General features: G+C 68.6%; 15 protein-coding genes. 10 read left to right on the top strand and 5 right to left on the bottom strand.

Annotated elements, in window-relative coordinates:
- The first annotated feature begins 20 nt into the window (after positions 1-20).
- Complete coding sequence (locus FHR21_RS00725) at positions 21-1,565, top strand: lipopolysaccharide biosynthesis protein (RefSeq protein ID WP_184094311.1); 1,545 nt, start codon at positions 21-23, stop codon at positions 1,563-1,565.
- 272 nt (positions 1,566-1,837) lie between these two features.
- On the opposite strand, the gene FHR21_RS00720 is transcribed toward FHR21_RS00725, so the two are convergent.
- A complete protein-coding gene (locus FHR21_RS00720) occupies positions 1,838-2,836 on the bottom strand; it encodes an adenosine kinase (RefSeq protein ID WP_184094309.1) in 999 nt (332 codons plus the stop codon).
- A 345-nt stretch (positions 2,837-3,181) separates the two neighbouring features.
- On the opposite strand from FHR21_RS00720, the gene FHR21_RS00715 reads away from it, so the two are divergent.
- Both FHR21_RS00715 and FHR21_RS00710 read left to right on the top strand, forming a co-directional pair.
- Positions 3,182-3,859, top strand: coding sequence for an EI24 domain-containing protein (locus tag FHR21_RS00715; RefSeq protein ID WP_184094307.1), 678 nt, complete (start codon positions 3,182-3,184; stop codon positions 3,857-3,859).
- On the top strand, positions 3,856-4,245 hold the full coding sequence (locus FHR21_RS00710; RefSeq protein WP_184094305.1) for a hypothetical protein: 390 nt from the start codon (positions 3,856-3,858) through the stop codon (positions 4,243-4,245). The genes FHR21_RS00715 and FHR21_RS00710 overlap by 4 nt, the downstream gene beginning before the upstream one ends.
- Positions 4,246-4,343: 98 nt before the next feature.
- Here FHR21_RS00710 and queG read toward each other — a convergent pair whose 3' ends face one another.
- Complete coding sequence (gene queG / locus FHR21_RS00705; RefSeq protein WP_184094303.1) at positions 4,344-5,396, bottom strand: tRNA epoxyqueuosine(34) reductase QueG; 1,053 nt, start codon at positions 5,394-5,396, stop codon at positions 4,344-4,346.
- An 80-nt stretch (positions 5,397-5,476) separates the two neighbouring features.
- On the opposite strand from queG, the gene FHR21_RS00700 reads away from it, so the two are divergent.
- The 4 genes from FHR21_RS00700 to msrB all read left to right on the top strand — a co-directional run bounded on the left by FHR21_RS00700 (position 5,477) and on the right by msrB (position 9,959).
- Positions 5,477-6,427 carry an ABC transporter ATP-binding protein gene (locus FHR21_RS00700; RefSeq protein WP_184094301.1) on the top strand — a complete coding sequence of 317 codons (951 nt, stop codon included), beginning with the start codon at positions 5,477-5,479 and terminating at the stop codon, positions 6,425-6,427.
- Complete coding sequence (locus FHR21_RS00695) at positions 6,424-7,725, top strand: ABC transporter permease (RefSeq protein WP_184094299.1); 1,302 nt, start codon at positions 6,424-6,426, stop codon at positions 7,723-7,725. Before FHR21_RS00700 ends, FHR21_RS00695 begins: the two co-directional genes overlap by 4 nt.
- A gap of 102 nt (positions 7,726-7,827) precedes the next feature.
- Complete coding sequence (locus FHR21_RS00690; protein ID WP_184094297.1) at positions 7,828-9,084, top strand: cytochrome P450; 1,257 nt, start codon at positions 7,828-7,830, stop codon at positions 9,082-9,084.
- Positions 9,085-9,470: 386 nt separating this feature from the next.
- Positions 9,471-9,959: a peptide-methionine (R)-S-oxide reductase MsrB gene (gene msrB / locus FHR21_RS00685; RefSeq protein ID WP_184094295.1), complete on the top strand. Its 489-nt coding sequence runs from the start codon at positions 9,471-9,473 to the stop codon at positions 9,957-9,959.
- Here msrB and FHR21_RS00680 read toward each other — a convergent pair.
- The 3 genes from FHR21_RS00680 to FHR21_RS00670 are packed head-to-tail and all read right to left on the bottom strand — an operon-like array spanning position 9,940 to position 13,748.
- Entirely contained in the window at positions 9,940-11,769 is a 1,830-nt protein-coding gene (locus FHR21_RS00680) for a hypothetical protein (RefSeq protein ID WP_184094293.1), read from the bottom strand. The genes msrB and FHR21_RS00680 overlap by 20 nt on opposite strands.
- On the bottom strand, positions 11,766-12,200 hold the full coding sequence (locus FHR21_RS00675) for a GtrA family protein (RefSeq protein ID WP_184094291.1): 435 nt from the start codon (positions 12,198-12,200) through the stop codon (positions 11,766-11,768). Before FHR21_RS00675 ends, FHR21_RS00680 begins: the two co-directional genes overlap by 4 nt.
- A gap of 21 nt (positions 12,201-12,221) precedes the next feature.
- Positions 12,222-13,748 (bottom strand): NAD(P)/FAD-dependent oxidoreductase, encoded by a 1,527-nt coding sequence (locus tag FHR21_RS00670; protein WP_420825258.1) that lies wholly within the window; start codon positions 13,746-13,748, stop codon positions 12,222-12,224.
- A gap of 443 nt (positions 13,749-14,191) precedes the next feature.
- Here FHR21_RS00670 and FHR21_RS00665 point away from each other — a divergent pair, with 443 nt between their 5' ends.
- Genes FHR21_RS00665 through dmeF form a run of 3 tightly spaced genes read left to right on the top strand, consistent with a single transcriptional unit; the run spans position 14,192 to position 15,860 of the window.
- Complete coding sequence (locus FHR21_RS00665; RefSeq protein ID WP_184094289.1) at positions 14,192-14,614, top strand: VOC family protein; 423 nt, start codon at positions 14,192-14,194, stop codon at positions 14,612-14,614.
- A gap of 47 nt (positions 14,615-14,661) precedes the next feature.
- On the top strand, positions 14,662-14,937 hold the full coding sequence (locus tag FHR21_RS00660; protein WP_184094287.1) for a metal/formaldehyde-sensitive transcriptional repressor: 276 nt from the start codon (positions 14,662-14,664) through the stop codon (positions 14,935-14,937).
- An 8-nt stretch (positions 14,938-14,945) separates the two neighbouring features.
- Entirely contained in the window at positions 14,946-15,860 is a 915-nt protein-coding gene (dmeF, locus tag FHR21_RS00655; protein WP_184094285.1) for a CDF family Co(II)/Ni(II) efflux transporter DmeF, read from the top strand.
- Positions 15,861-15,868: the final 8 nt, after the last annotated feature.

Raw genomic sequence — 15,868 nt, 5'->3', positions numbered from 1 at the left:
AAGCAGAAGGGGCGCGAGGCTTGAGCCAGACCGACAGCGCGGCTGCGCCCCCGCCTTCCGCACCGCCCCATTCGTCCCCCGATTCGTCCGACGCCGATACGGCCGCGCTGGCGAAGGGCGGCCGCACCAACTTCTTCGGCTTCGTGCTGCGCCTCGTTGCGCGCCTGCCCTTTCTCTACATCGCCGGCCGCTGGTACGGGCCGGAGGCGGTCGGGCGTTTCGCCTTCGCCGTATTGGTCATCGAACTGGTCGCGCAGCTCGCGACGCTCGGGCTCAAGCGCGGCCTCGCCGAGCAGTTGAGCGCCCCCGGCGCCGATCCGCGCATCACCGTCTGGGACGGCATGTTCGTCGCCTTCCTCGCCTCGGCACTCGGCTCGGCGGTGCTGTTCGTCCTGCCGCAGCTCATGTATCCGGCGGGCGAGATCAGCAGCGCCGACCGCTGGATGGCCGGCCTCGTCTTCGCGATCGCAGGAACCGAGATCGCGCTCGCCGCCTGCGCCTATCGCTTCGACATCGGCGCGACGGTGCGCGCGCGCGCGGTGGTCGAGCCCTGGGCGATCAGCCTCGCGGCCGCCGGATTCTGGTATGTATCGCCGGCGGACGGGCTGATGCTCTCCTATGCCGCCGCGATGGTCGCCGCCTTCCTGACCGCGCTCGCGCCGATGATCCGCCATTATGGCGGCCCCGGCGTCTGGCGCCCGCACCCGGCGGCGCTGATCGGGCTCGCCCGCCGCAACGTGCCGCTCGCCGCCGCCGACGCGATCGAATGGGGGACGCGCCGGCTCGACCTCTTCATCCTCGGCCAGTTCACCTCGCCGACCATCTACGGCATCTATTACATGGCGCAGCAGGTCGCCTCGCTGCCGCAGAAGCTGAAGACCAGCTTCGAGCCGATCCTTGGCCCCGTCATCACCCGCAACCTCGCCGAAAAGCGCTTCGCCGCGGTCGCGCAGCAGGTCAGCCAGGTCGGTTTCTGGATCATCGCGGCGCAGGCCGGCATCGCGCTCGCGCTCGGCATTCCCGGAGAGGCGGTGATGGGCCTCGTCGGGCCGGAGTTCGTCGGCGGCGCAGGCGCGCTCGCCTTCCTGCTCGCTGCCGAAGTGGTCGCCGCGACTGCCGTGGTCAGCGAGGCGGCGCTGGTCTATGTCGCGCGCCACCGCAACCTCCTCATCAGCCTCGCGACGCTCGCGCTGCAGGCGGCGTTCAGCGTCGCGCTGATCCTGATCGCGCAGTCGATGGGCCTGCCGCCGCTCTATTATGCCGCGGCGGTCGCGCTGGCGCTGATGCTCGCACTCGGCTTCGCCTCGATCGCCAAGGCGTGGCTGCTCGCGCGCATCCTGCAGGCGCCGGTCAACAGCCTGCGCTGGGCGCTCGTCTGGGCGACCGCGGGCGCGGCGGTGCTCGGCTGGGGCGCGACCAAGCTTCCCGAATGGGCCGAGCTGCTGATCGGCGTGCCGGTCATCCTCGGCATCTATGCCTGGCTGATCTGGACGCGCGGTTTCGGCCCCGCCGACCGCGCGCTGTTCAAGAAGCATCCGGAAACGGCCGAAGCGGCCGCCGGCTGAGCCCTAGAGCCTGATGACATGGCTTTGACCCATCGTGATCGCCCTGTGAAAGACGCTGGCGAGGAGCGGGGCGCCGCGCGGGCCGGTGGCCCGTGCAAGACCCGCGACGATGTCCAGCGCCCTTCACAGGGCGACCCCTGCGGGGCGGGCCGATTTTGGCCCATTGCCGCGTTGCTCGTCGGTCACGATGCCTCGACATCGCTCCCTCCTCGCGCCTCGCACTGGGCCAAAATCGGCTCCGTCACGGTGGGGCAAAGCCATGTCATCAGGCTCTAGCCCAGCCGCGCCGCGACCTGCGCCTTGAGGTCGGTCTGCGCGCGCGGGCCGACCTGCGCGATGATCTCGCGCGCGCACACCGCGCCCATCGTCAGGCAGTCGGCGACCGGCCGCCCCTCGGCGTGGCCGGCGAGGAAACCCGCGGCGAACAGGTCGCCGGCACCGGTGGTGTCGACGACCTCGTCGATCGGCTCGGCGGGAACAGCGGTGCGCGCGCCGCCGGTGACGGCGATGGCGCCCTGTTCGCTGCGGGTCACGACGAGCAGCGGCACCTGCGGCGCGACCTTGGCGACCGCGGCTTCGAAATCCTTCTCTTCGGCCAGCGCGCAGATTTCGACCTCGTTGGCGAACAATATGTCGAACAGGCCTTCGGCGATCAGCGCGCGGAAATCATCCCCATGGCGGTCGATGATGAAGGCGTCGGACAGGGTGAAGGCGACCTTGCGCCCCGCGCCCCGCGCCACGTCGATCGCGCACCGCATCGCCGCGCGCGACAGCGGCGGGTCCCACAGATAGCCTTCGAGGTAGAGGATGTCGGACTCGGCGATCACCGCCTCGTCGATCATCGCCTGTTCGAGCAGGTGACTGGCGCCGAGGAAGGTGTTCATCGTCCGCTGCCCGTCTGGGGTGACGAGGATCAGGCAGCGCGCGGTCGGCGCCCCGCCGCTGAGCGGCGGCGTGTCATAGGAAACGCCGAGCGCGCGCAGATCGTGGGTGAAGACGCCGCCGAGCTGGTCGTCGGCGACCTGCCCGATGAAGGCGCAGCGGCGCCCGAGCGCAGCGAGTCCCGCGAGCGTGTTCGCCGCCGAGCCGCCCGACATTTCGACCGCGGGGCCCATTGCCGCATAGAGGCGCGTCGCCTCCGCCGCGTCGATCAGCCGCATCGACCCCTTGACCAGTCCTTCGGTCTCGATGAGCGCGTCGTCGGTGCGGGCGATGACGTCGACGATCGCGTTGCCGATCGCGGCGACGTCGAAACGGGCGGTGGAGGCCATGGATTATCCTGTACTGTCGGGGAAGATGCGGCGTGCCTTAAGGGGCGATGCGCCTCAAGGCAAGCCGGCGCTTGACGCGGTAGTGGGTCGGTTTTGAATTTCCGCCTGGATTAATAGAGCCAGTCTCTTTCTTCGTCATGCTGAACTTGTTTCAGCATCCATGGCCGGCTCTCTCGTCCGGCGCTGCGTTCGTCGAAACCTCGGGCCATGGACCCTGAAACAAGTTCAGGGTGACGGAAAAAGAGAAGCGCGTGAACCACACACAGCGCAAACCATACACAGATGGAAATTCAAACTGACCCACCACCCTTGACGCGCCCCGCGCCGGCCCGCATCCCCGACGCGATGACCCGCGCCCTTCACGCCCTGTCGCTCGCGCTCGGCGACCTCGCCAGCCGCCGCGTGCTGCGCGTGCTTGCGCAGAGCCTGGCGCTGACCCTGCTGCTGTTCCTGATCGCGGGCGGCGCGCTGGTCTTCGCCGGGCGCTGGGCGCTCGACCATTGGGACTGGCTCGACGGCCCCGGCCTCGATCTCGCGAGCGCGCTGCTCGTGGTGGTGCTGATCGCGGGAAGCTGGCTGCTGTTCCGCGCCGTCGCGATCGCGGTGGTCGGCCTGTTCGCCGATGCGATCGTCGCCGATGTCGAGGCGCGCCACTATCCTGCCGCCGCCGCGCGCGCCATCAACGTCGGCTGGCGGGCGAGCATCGTCCTCGCGCTCGCCTCGCTCGGCCGTCTGATCCTCGGCAATCTCGTCGCGCTGCCCTTCTACATCCTGCTGCTCGTCACCGGGATCGGCACGCTGTTGCTCGCACTCGCGGTCAATGCGCTGCTGCTCGGCCGCGATCTGGAGGCGATGGTGCTGGCGCGCCACCCGGACCGGCCGCACCTCGGCCGCGCCGCACGCTGGTCGCTCGGGCTGCTGTCCGCCGCAGCTTTCCTGATTCCCGTCGCCAATTTCTTGGCCCCCATCGTCGGCGCCGCTATGGCCGTCCACATGCTGCATCTGGGGAGGGACCAACCATGATCCGACATAGCCGCCTGGCGGGCGCCGCCGGCCTCGCCCTGCTGATATCCGGCTGCGCCGGTCCGGCCATCCCGCGCGCGACGCCGCCGCGGACCGCCCCGCCCGCCCCCGATACGCCGCCGCCGACCGCGCCGCGCGTCGTCCAGAACAATGCGCTGATCGGCCACGACGCCGACGCCGCGATCGGCATCTTCGGCCGGCCGCGGCTCGACGTCACCGAGGGCAGCGGACGCAAGCTGCAGTTCAGCGGCGAACCGTGCATCCTCGACGTCTATTATTACGCCCCGAAACGCGGCGCCAAGCCGCTCGCCACCCATGTCGACGCGCGCGCGCCCAACGGACGGGAGGTCGACGTCGACCGCTGCATCGCGGCGCTGCGGCATTAGAATTTCGCGTCATGAAAAAACCGTTCGGTGCTTCGACAAGCTCAGCACGAACGGCGTTAGGTAGCGATGCCAATTTGACGCGCGCCGCTCTGGTTTCTTCAGTCCGCCAGCTCGGCGAGTGCCCACGCCGCTGCCTCGGCGACCACCGGCGAGGCGTCCCCCGTCAGCTCCGTCAGCCGCGCCCGGAAGCGCGCGTCGCCGCTGTTCCCCGCGGCAATCGCGGCGTTGCGGACCATGCGCTCGCGCCCGATACGCTTGATCGGCGAGCCCGCGAACACGGTTCGGAAATCCGCATCGTCGAGCGCCAGCAGGTCGGCGAGTGCCGGGGCAGCGAGCTCGGCGCGCGGCAGGAAGGCGCGGTGGCGGTGCGCGCTGTCGGCGAATTTGTTCCACGGACAGACCGCAAGGCAATCGTCGCAGCCATAGACGCGGTTGCCGATCCCGCGCCGCAAGTCCAGCGGGATCGGCCCGGCATGCTCGATCGTCAGATAGGATATGCAGCGCCGCGCATCGAGGCGATAGGGCGCGGGAAAGGCCTGCGTCGGGCAGGCGTCCTGGCAGGCGCGGCAGCGGCCGCAGCGGTCGCGCCCCGCCCCGCTCGGAACCAGATCGAGCGTCGTGTAGATCGCGCCGAGAAACAGCCAACTGCCGTGATCGCGGCTCACCATGTTCGTATGCTTGCCCTGCCAGCCGAGCCCGGCGGCGGCGGCGAGCGGTTTTTCCATCACCGGCGCGGTGTCGACGAACACCTTGACCTCCGCCCCCGGCGTCTCGGCGATCAGCCAGCGCGCGACCGCCTTCAGCGCCCGCTTGACGATGTCGTGATAGTCGGCGCCCTGCGCATAGACCGAAATGCGGCCGCGGTCGGGATGATCGGCGAGCGCCAGCGGATCGGCGGCGGGCGCATAGGTCATGCCGAGCGCGATCACCGACTTCACCTCGGGCCACAGCCCCTGCGGCGATCCGCGCTGCCCCGCACGACTCTCCATCCAGATCATGCCGCCGTGACATCCCTCGGCCAGCCAGGCGTTCAGCCGCGCCGCCGTCTCGGGCGCCGCATCGGCGGACGCAATGCCGAAAGCGGCGAAGCCGTGCGCGCGCGCGGTCGCTTCGAGGCGGTCTTCGAGAGGGGGCAGGCTTTCCGAAATCATGGACGCCCTATACGACAGGGCGCCATGCGTGCCATAGTGTCCTGACACACTATGGGCATTCGGCGATCGGGGACCAGCATTTGACCGAATATAGCGTCGAGGCGCACGGCCTCACCAAATATTTCGAGGGCTTCACCGCGGTCGACCATGTCAGCCTCGAGGTGCCGGCGGGCAGCATCTACGGCGTGCTCGGCCCCAATGGCGCGGGCAAGACGACAACGCTGCGCATGATGCTGGGCATCGTCGACCCCGACGCCGGCACCAGCCGCCTGCTCGGAAACCACAAGCCCCAGAGCGTGCGCAGCCGCGTCGGCTATCTGCCCGAGGAACGCGGCCTCTATCCCGGCATGAAGGCGCGCGAGGCGATCGCCTTCATGGGCGCGCTGCGCGGGCTCGATTGGGCCGAAGGCCGTCGCCGCGCCGCGATCTTCATGGCCGAGCTGGGGCTCGAACGCGTGATCGACGAAAAGATCCGCAAGATGTCGAAAGGCATGGCGCAGATGGTGCAGTTGATCGGATCGATCATCCACGCGCCCGACCTGATCGTGCTCGACGAGCCCTTTTCGGGGCTCGACCCGGTCAACCAGGAGCGGCTGGAAATGCTGGTCCGGCGCGAGCGCGAGCGCGGCGCGACGATTCTCTTTTCGACCCATGTCATGGCGCACGCCGAGCGCCTCTGCGACCGCATCGCGATCATCGCGCGTTCGGCGCGCCGTTTCGAGGGAACGGTCGATCAGGCGCGCGCGCTGCTGCCGATGCAGGTGCGCTACACGCCGCGCGACGCGGGCGGCGACGTCGCCGCCAGCCTGCCCCCCGGCGCCGAGCGGCGCGGCGACGACTGGCATTTCGCGATTCGGGACGACGGGGTCGAGCCGCTCCTGGCGCGGATCACCGCGAGCGGCCACGGCGTCGCCGGCCTGTCGATCACCCGGCCCGGCCTGCACGACGCCTTCGTCCATATCGTCCGCCAGGTCGACGCCGGCTTCGCGGCCGACGCGCGCGCCGACGCGATCGAGGAGTCCGCGGCATGACCTCCCTCCTCCGTACCATCTTCGTGGTTGCGCGGCGCGACTTTCTGGCGATCGTCGCGACCCCGACCTTCCTCCTCTTCCTGCTCGCGCCGCTGTTCATGATCGGCATGGGCGCGATCGGGGGTTTCGGCGCCTCGCAGCTCGCCGACAGCGCGCGCGGTGCCGGGCGCATCGTCATCCTCGCCGCGCCGGCGGATATCGAGGCGCTGCGCGCCGCCGACACGCGGCTGCGCGAGGCACTGCCGGGGAACAAGCCCGCGACGCTCGAGCTGCGCGTCGCCACGGCGAACGACGATCCGGTCGCGGTGGCGCAGGAAAAGGGCAGCGACACCTATGCGGTGATGAGCGGTCCGCTCGCCGCTCCGCATATCGTCGAGCGCGATGAAGACAGCCGCTCGGGCGCTTATCTCGCGCTGCTCGCGACCGACGTGCTGCGCGATCGGGCTGCGGGCGCCGTCGCCCCCGCCGCGCCGCGCTTCGAAAGCCTGAAGCATGGCGGCACCAGCATCGCGGCACAGCAATCGATCGGCTTCGGGGCGATCTTCGTCATCTTTCTGCTGACCCTGCTCCTCGCCGGCCAGTCGGTCGGCATGCTCGCCGAGGAAAAGGGCAACAAGGTCATCGAAATCCTCGCCGCCGCGGTGCCGCTCGAAAGCGTCTTCCTCGGCAAGCTGCTCGGGCTGCTCGGCGTCGCGATCCTGTTCATCGCCTTCTGGATGGCGATGGCGGTGGGCGGCGGCCTGGTCGCGATGACGCAGGTCGACCCCGCCGCGCTGGCAGAGGCGGGCACGACGGCGGCGAATGCAAAGGCGTCCGCCGCCCTGCTCGCGGTGGAGCCGGCGACCGGCTGGCCCTTCTTCATCGGCATCGGTTTCGCCTATTTCATCATGGCCTTCCTGCTTCTCGGCGCGATCTTCCTCGGCGTCGGCGCGCAGGCGGGCACGGTGCGCGAGATCCAGATGCTCAGCCTGCCGATCACCATCCTGCAGGTCGCGATGTTCAGCCTCTGCTCGGCCGCCGCGAGCGCGCCGGGCAGCACGCTGGCGACGGTCGCGCAGATCATCCCCTTCTCCTCGCCGCTGGCGATGGCGGCGCGCGCCGCGACCGACGACGCGCGCGGCGTCCACCTGCTCGCGCTCGGCTGGCAGGCGATCTGGGTCGCGCTCGTCATCATGCTGTCAGTGCGCCTGTTCCGCGCCGGCGTGCTGAGCGGACGCAGCAACTGGAAATTCTGGAAGCGCGGGACCGGCGCGGCGACGGCCGCTGCGGGAGCGGCCGAAACGGCATCGGGGCAGTAAGTCGCTGTCCGGTCCATGCCGTCGTTGACAAAGCTGTAAATAGTGGCATTCTGCAACCCAATTCGCGGCCGCGCCAGACGGCCGGAGAGAGGAGCTGTCCCGATGGCCACCCAATATCGCGTTGCCCCCGAAAATCCCGATCCGCTCGACGTCAGTCGCGCCGAACTGTGGAGCGAGGACCGCTGGCAGGAGCCGATGGCGCGCCTGCGCGCCGAATCGCCGATCCATTATTGCGAGGATTCGAAATTCGGCCCCTATTGGTCGGTGACGACCTACAAGCCGATCCAGCATGTCGAGGCGCTGCCGAAGCTGTTTTCGTCGAGCTGGGAATATGGCGGTATCACCGTCGCCGGCGACGGCGTCGAACATCTGCAGGAGGGCGAGATCCCGATGCCGATGTTCATCGCGATGGATCCGCCGCAGCACACGGCGCAGCGCCGCACCGTCGCCCCCGCCTTCGGCCCGTCCGAGACCGAGCGGATGCGCACCGACACGCTGAAACGCACCAGCGACGTGCTCGATTCGCTGCCGGTCGGCGAGCCGTTCGACTGGGTCGAGAAATTGTCGATCGAACTGACGACGCAGATGCTCGCCATCCTGTTCGACTTTCCGTGGGAGGAGCGCCACAAGCTGACCGCCTGGTCCGACGCGCTCGGCGATATCGAGAGCTTCAACACGCTCGAGGAACGCCAGGCGCGGCTCGCCATCGCCTATGAGATGGGCGCCGCCTTCAAGGAACTGTGGGACCGCAAGGCGCAATCGCCCGGCGAGCACGACCTGATCTCGATCATGCTCCAGTCCGATGCGATGAGCCATATGAGCCATGAGGAATTCATGGGCAATCTCATCCTGCTGATCGTCGGCGGCAACGACACGACGCGCAATTCGATGTCGGCCTATGCCTATGGCCTGCACCAGTTCCCAGAGGAGCGCGCAAAGCTGGAGGCGAACCACGACCCCGACCTCGCGGTGAATGCGATGCACGAGATCCTGCGCTGGCAGACCCCGCTCGCGCATATGCGGCGCACCGCGATGGAGGATACCGAACTGTTCGGCCACCAGATCAGGAAGCGCGACAAATTGGCCCTGTGGTACGCCTCGGCGAACCGCGACGAGAGCGTCTTTCCCGACGGCGACCGCATCATCGTCGATCGCGAGAATGCGCGGCGTCATCTCGCCTTCGGCTATGGCATCCATCGCTGCGTCGGCGCCCGCGTCGCCGAGCTCCAGCTCACCGCGCTGATCTCCGAGATGCAGCGTCGGCGGCTGCGCGTGAACGTCCTCGCCGAACCCGAGCGCGTCCACGCCAGCTTCGTCCACGGCTATCGCCGCATGCAGGTGGAACTGGAACGCTATTGATCGCGCGCGACCGTCTCTCGTCGCCCTGAACTTGTTTGCCGCTCATTCCTTTTGGACAAGCGAATGATCGGGGGTCCCGCTAAAGCGTCTGCATCACCCTTTCTTCCGTTCGTGCTGAGCTTGTCGAAGCACCGTCCTTTTTCTTGCTACGCTTGAAAGAAAGAACAGCCCTTCGACAAGCTCAGGGCGAACGGGGATGAGTGATGCAGATTTACGGCACGCCGCTCTAAACGCCGGGGAAAGCGGGGCCCCCGGATCAAGTCCGGGGTGACGAAGAAAGCAAAAGCAAACGCCTGCTTTCAAACTGCGTCACCACCGATCGCCCGACTCGCTTGCCTTGAGGGGCTGGATGCCGATATCATGCGCCGATCCATCGGAGTCCGGCCATGATCGAACGGCGCACCCTATTCGGCGGCATCGCCCTCGCGGGCGCCATGGTCGGCGCGCCGCTGCTCTTCGCCAAGTCCGACAAGCGGCCGCTCGCCGAACCCGGCTGGCGGCTGTCCGATGCGGCATGGCGAAAACGGCTGACCTCGTTCCAATATAAGGTGCTGCGCGAAGCAGCGACCGAACGGCCCTTCACCAGTCCGCTGAACGACGAGCATCGCGCCGGCACCTTCGCCTGCGCCGGCTGCGCGCTGCCGCTCTATTCGAGCAAGACCAAATTCGAAAGCCATACCGGCTGGCCGAGTTTCTGGGCGCCGCTGAAGGGCGCCGTCGCGACCGCGACCGACCGCAAGCTCGGCTATCCGCGCACCGAGGTGCATTGCCGGCGCTGCGGCGGGCATCTGGGGCATGTCTTCAACGACGGGCCGAAGCCGACCGGCAAGCGCTATTGCATGAACGGCGCGGCGCTCAGCTTCCGGCCGGCCTGACGCGCCAGACCTCGAGCCCCGTTGTGACTCCCAGCGGCACCGGTTCGAGCCAGGCAGGCGGCTTGCCCGCATAGAGCTGCGCGGCGAGGTCATCGGCGCGCGCCTTCCTGTACTGGGTGAAGTCGTTCGCGCTGCGGCAGACGACGATCAGGGTCGCGCCCCGCGCCCGGACCAGCGCCTCGGCCCGCGACGAGTCGCCTAGGAAGACGCGGATCGTGTCGGCCATCGCCGCCTTGTTGCGGTGGTGCGGCGTCGCGACCAGGCGGTGCGGCGTCCAGAAGATCAGCGGTGCGCCGAGGTCGATCGGCGCGAGGATCGTCGTCGCCGGCAGCCGGTCGAGCGCGGCGATCCCTTGCGCGTCGAGGCAATTCTGCCGCTCTGGCCTATCCGACGCGGCGGTGCGTTCGTCGACTGGTTTCAGCGCCGGAAAGACCCAGCCGAGCGGCAGCGCGAGCGCCATGCTCGCAAAGAGCGGCAGCGTCGCCGCGGCAAGCAGCGAGGCCAGAATGCGCGGTAGCGCGCGCGCCATGCCCCGCGCCCATGTCCACAGGCGGACGCCGATCCACGCGCAGCCCGGCACCGCGAACAGATGCGCCGTCGCGGCGCTGCGCATGACCAGCAGCGAGACCGCCGCCGCGCCCGCCAGCGCGATCAGGACGGTCGCCCATTGCCGCCGTCCCCCGGCATCGTCGCAGCGCCGCCAGGCGGCGAGCGCGCCGATGGCGCCGAGCAGCGTCGGCGCCAGCAGATAGATCATGTCGTGCGGCTTCGACGCCCAGATCGGCTGGCCTTCGAGGACGCGGCGATACCAATATTGCTCGACGATCGGGTCGAGAGCGGCAAAGGGCCCGCGCGCGCATTCGGGCGCGGTGCCGACCAGCGCGAGCGCCGCGAGCGCCGCCGCGCCGCTTAGCAGCAGCAGGCGTTGCCAGGGCCGCGCCGGACGCAGCGCGACCGTCGCCGCCGTTCCCGCCGCCGCGGCGACGAAAGCGGCGAAATAGGGGGCGGAGAGCGAATCGCACCACGTCCCGGCCAGCCCAGGCGGCCCGCGCGTCGCGAACTGGAACAGGATGGCGCCGCCCGCGAGGCCGGCCATATAGCCGAGCAGCCGGCCGCGGTCCGCCGCATCGCCGGCCAGTGCCCAGCGCAGCGCGGCGATGCCGGCGAACAGCGCCGCCAGCGGCAACCCCTCGATCGACACCGCGAGCAGCATCGCCGCGAACAGCCCGCCAAGCAGCCCGGCGCCACGGGACGCGGGACGCAGCGCCTGCCACAGGATCAGCATCGCGAGGAATATCTGCCAGCCGTGATGATCGACGCGCAGCGGCCGGAACTGCACCATGATATAACCGCAGAAGAGGATATAGAGCGGCGCGGCGAAGGCGATGCGACGGTCGGGCAGATGACGATAGCCGAGCGCCACGGCGATCAGCAACGCGCCCAGATGCAGCGGCGGCCAGATCGCCATCACCATCTGCTCGGCGAGCGGCTGGCCGAAAAGCGGCCGCAGCAGCAGGATGCCGCCCGCGATCGGCGCATCGACGATCCGCGACCAGTGCATCAGCACGCCGCCATCCGCCGGATTGACCCGATATTGCGTCAGATCCCACCAGCCCTGCCCCGCGAGCAGGTCGCGCACCTGCGCCATCCGCATCGCGTCGTCGGTATCGGCGAGCCGCAGCGCCGCGATCGCCGGCCACTGGCTGACGAAGATCACGACATGGACAATGAACCAGACGATCAGCGCCACTCGCACCGGCGTCCACCACGCCTCGAAGGACATGGCCGTCCGATCCGGCAGCACGCTCATGCGGCCGCCGGACGGAAGACGATATGGCGGCGCAGCAGATAGGTGGTCTGGAAGCTGACGAGAATCGCGGCGAGCTTCGCGAGGCGCGGGTCGAGTCCGAGCGCGCTGCCGGCCCCGACGATCGCCGTCGTCACCGCCAGCCCGACGAGTGCCGAGCCGACGAACAGCAGCTTCTGCCGGTGCCGTTCGCCGCTGCCGCGCGCCGCGGTGCCGTCGGCAAAGACGAGGCGGCTCGATACCAGCCAGTGGACGAGGATGCCCATGCCATAGCCGAGCGCCGAGGCGGCCACCGGCGCGACTCCGCCGCCGAGCAGCAACAGGAACAGTCCGGCGTCGGTACCGAGCGCCAGGCCGCTTGCGAACAGATAGGCGAGCCAGCGCGCCTCGCCGCGCCGCGCCGCGCCGATCAGCCGTGCGATCCTGTCGATCATCGCCCGATCCCCCGGCCGCGCTTACGCCGCCTGGCCGACGCGCGCGGGCACGTCGCGCACCGACGCCAGCGCCGCGCGCTCGCCCTCGGTGCCGCTCTCATGATATTCGGCGTCCTCGTTGACGCCCCAGATATCATAGACGCGGCTTCCGGCGGCGATGTTGCGCACGGTCAGCATCGCGGTCATCATCGCATGATCCTGGTTGTTGTAGCGGTGCATACCGTTGCGCCCGACCATGTGCAGCGTCGGGTAGCGCGTCTCCAGCTCCTCGCGCATCGCGGCGACATGCACGGCATAATCATCGTCATAGACCGGATAGGCCTTTTCCTGCCGCACCACCGCGCCGCCGACGACATCGGCGGGGTCGCACAGGCCGAGGATCGCCATCTCCTTCGTCGCCAGCGCGATCAGCTCGTCGTCGCTCGACGCCCACAGCCCATCGCCCTCGAAACAGAAATATTCAAGGCCGACGCAGGCGATCGCCGGATCGGGCACCATTTCGGGCGACCAGCTTCGGAAATTCTGCACCCGGCCGACCTGCACCTTGCTGTCGTGGATATAGATCCAGTTGTCGGGAAACAGGTCCTCCGAGCGAATCTTGAGCGCGACGGTCAGGAAATCGCGATATTTGAGGCCCGGCGCCGCACTCAGCGCCGAGGCCGGCAGCGGATGGATTCGCGCCGCCAGTTCGCGCATCGGCGCCGAACTGACGACATGCTCCGCGTCGATCACGATATCGCCGTCGGGCCCGGTCGCGGTCAGCCGCCAGCGCCCCGTCTTCTGGTCCTGCGTCAATTGCTTGAAGCTGTGGCCCATCAGCACATGGTTGCCGCCCGCGCGCACCTTGCCCGCCGCCGCTTCCCACATCATGCCGGGGCCAAGCCGCGGATATCGGAAGGTTTCGAGCAGGGTCTTGGTCGCCATGCCGTCGTTGGGCGCCCGGTTGAGGCCGAGGCTGCGCTTCAGCCCGTCGAGCACCGCGGCACCCAGGCTCAGTCCCTTGATGCGCTGCGCCGCCCAGTCGGCCGACATCTCGTCGCACGGCATCCCCCACACCTTCTCGGTATAGGTCTTGAAGAAGATCGAATAGAGTTTCCGCCCGAACTGATTGATGGTCCAGTCCTCGAAACTGCGGACCGCCCGGTTCGGCAGCAGCTTCGCCTTGGCATAGCTCGCCATGCACAGCGCCGACCGTACGATGCCCAGATTCCACAGCGCCTCGAACGCGCGCAGCGGATAGGAATAATATTTGCCCTCATAATAGATTCGGCTCATCCGCGGCCGCTGGATGAAATCGTCGGGCAGGATCTCGTTCCACAGGTCGACGACTTCCTGGCTTTTCGAGAAGAAGCGGTGACCGCCGATGTCGAAGCGAAAGCCCTCATGCTCGACCGTGCGGCTGATGCCGCCGACATAATGCGGGTCCTTCTCGATCACCGTGACGCGATACCCCTGCTTCGTCAGCAGATAGGCGGCGGTCAGCCCGGCCGGCCCGGCGCCGATGATCGCGACGTCCACGCTCGTCGGCCGGTTCATATCGTCACGCATCAATCGTCCCCACGCAGCAAAATGCTTTGCCATCGCTGTGACGGATCGGCGCTAAAAACTGGTTAACGCAGCGGTAGGAGATCGGGCACGATATCCTCTCCGTCACCTCGCACCTGATCCGGGGTCCCGCTGGATGCCGAAACCGGTCGACGGTGCTATGGCCCACCCCGCTGCGGCTAACCAGCAAGCTGGCAAGCCTCGCTGCCCTCCCGCAAGCGGGAAGGGAGGTCGGCGCAATCTTCGAACCTCCACTCCCATCCCACAACCGCCCTTGCCGACCGGACCCGTCCATCGCATAATCGCCGCGCCTGAAAAGGAGCAGGCCGGTGCGGTTGGCCCGGCCCTCGCCCGCGCGAGTCCTGACTTTCGCCCGCGGGCGATGCGTCCCGAGGCCTTTGACGCGCCGGCAATCCCGCCGACGCGAACGAAGGAGTTCGGACCCCATGCAACAGCAGATTTCCGTCATCACCCTCGGCGTGGCCGACCTCGCGGTGTCACGGCATTTCTATACGCAGGGCTTCGGCTGGCAGCCGGTGTTCGAGAATGACGAGATTCTCTTTTACCAGATGAACGGCTTCGTCTTCGGGACGTGGCGGAAGGCGGCGCTCGCACAGGATATGGCGCGGCCGTCCGCCAGCGGCGGCGCCGCTTTCGCGCTCGCCCACAATGTCGCGGCGCGGGCCGAGGTTGCGCCGCTGATCGACGCGCTCGTCGCCGCCGGCGGCGCCCTGCTCCGCGCCGCGGACGCACCGCCGCACGGGGGCTTCCGCGGCTATGTCGCCGATCCCGACGGCCATGCGTGGGAAATCGCCTGGAATCCGGCGTGGCCGATCGATGCGGAGGGGCATGTGACCTTTTCGGCCTGACCGACGGGGCTTTACGTCCGCCCCATAAAGGGGTAGGGGGTACCCCTATGTCACACCTCACCCAATCCCATTCGGACCTTCTCGCGCGTAGCCGGCGCATCGCGGGACAGGTCGGCGCGGTCGAGCGCGCGCTGCTTGCCGACAAGGACTGTGCCGAGATCCTGCACCTCGTCGCCGCGGTGCGCGGCGCGGTGAACGGCCTGCTCGACGAGATCATCGTCCATCACCTCGAGGCGCATGTCTCGCGCCCCGGCCTCAGCGATGCCGAGCGCGCGCGCGGCCGCGACGACCTGCTGGCGGTGATCCGCCGCTATTCGAAATAGGCCGCGCGATGACGACTCCGTCCGATCTCGAGGCCTTTGCCCACGACCATATGTTCCTGGGCGCCGCGCACGACGCCAATGCACGACGCACGCGCTGGGTCGTGCTGCTGACCGCGGTGATGATGGTGGGCGAGATCGCCGCCGGCTATGCGACCGGATCGATGGCGCTGCTCGCCGACGGCTTCCACATGGCGACCCACGCCGGGGCGCTGTCGATCGCCGCGCTCGCCTATGCCTATGCACGGCGGCACGCGCGCAATCCCGACTATAGTTTCGGCACCGGCAAGGTCGGCGACCTCGCGGGTTTCGCCTCGGCGACGATCCTCGGCCTGTTCGCGCTCGGCATCGCGTTCGAATCGGCGATTCGCCTCGTCGACCCGACCGACGTCGCCTTTGGCGAGGCGACGATCGTCGCGATCATCGGTCTCGCGGTCAATGTCGTCAGCGCCGCGCTACTCGCGGGCGGCCACCATCACGGCCACGACCATGAGCACGGTCCTTCCCACGCTCACGGCAAGGACAACAACCTGCGCTCCGCCTATATGCACGTCCTCGCCGACGCGCTGACCTCGATCCTCGCGATCGCGGCGCTGCTCGCCGGGCGCTATCTCGGCTGGGTGTGGATGGACCCGATGATGGGGATCGTCGGCGCCATCGTGATCGCGCGCTGGTCGTGGACGCTGATGCGCGACACCGCGGCGGTGCTGCTCGACCGCACCGACCCGCATGTCGCCGCAGAGATTCGCGATCGGGTCGAAGGACCCGGCGATGCACGGATCGCCGACCTCCACGTCTGGCGCGTCGGGCCGGAGGCGCATGCCGCGATCGTCAGCGTCGTCGGCGCGGCCATCACCGGCGAGACGATCCGCGAGCGGCTCGCGCCCGTTCCCGAACTCGCGCATCTGACCGTCGAGTGCCGCTGACGCGACAC

The organism is Sphingopyxis panaciterrulae (assembly GCF_014199295.1).
Classification (GTDB): Bacteria; Pseudomonadota; Alphaproteobacteria; order Sphingomonadales; family Sphingomonadaceae; genus Sphingopyxis; species Sphingopyxis panaciterrulae.
This window is presented reverse-complemented; position numbering and strand designations above follow the sequence as displayed.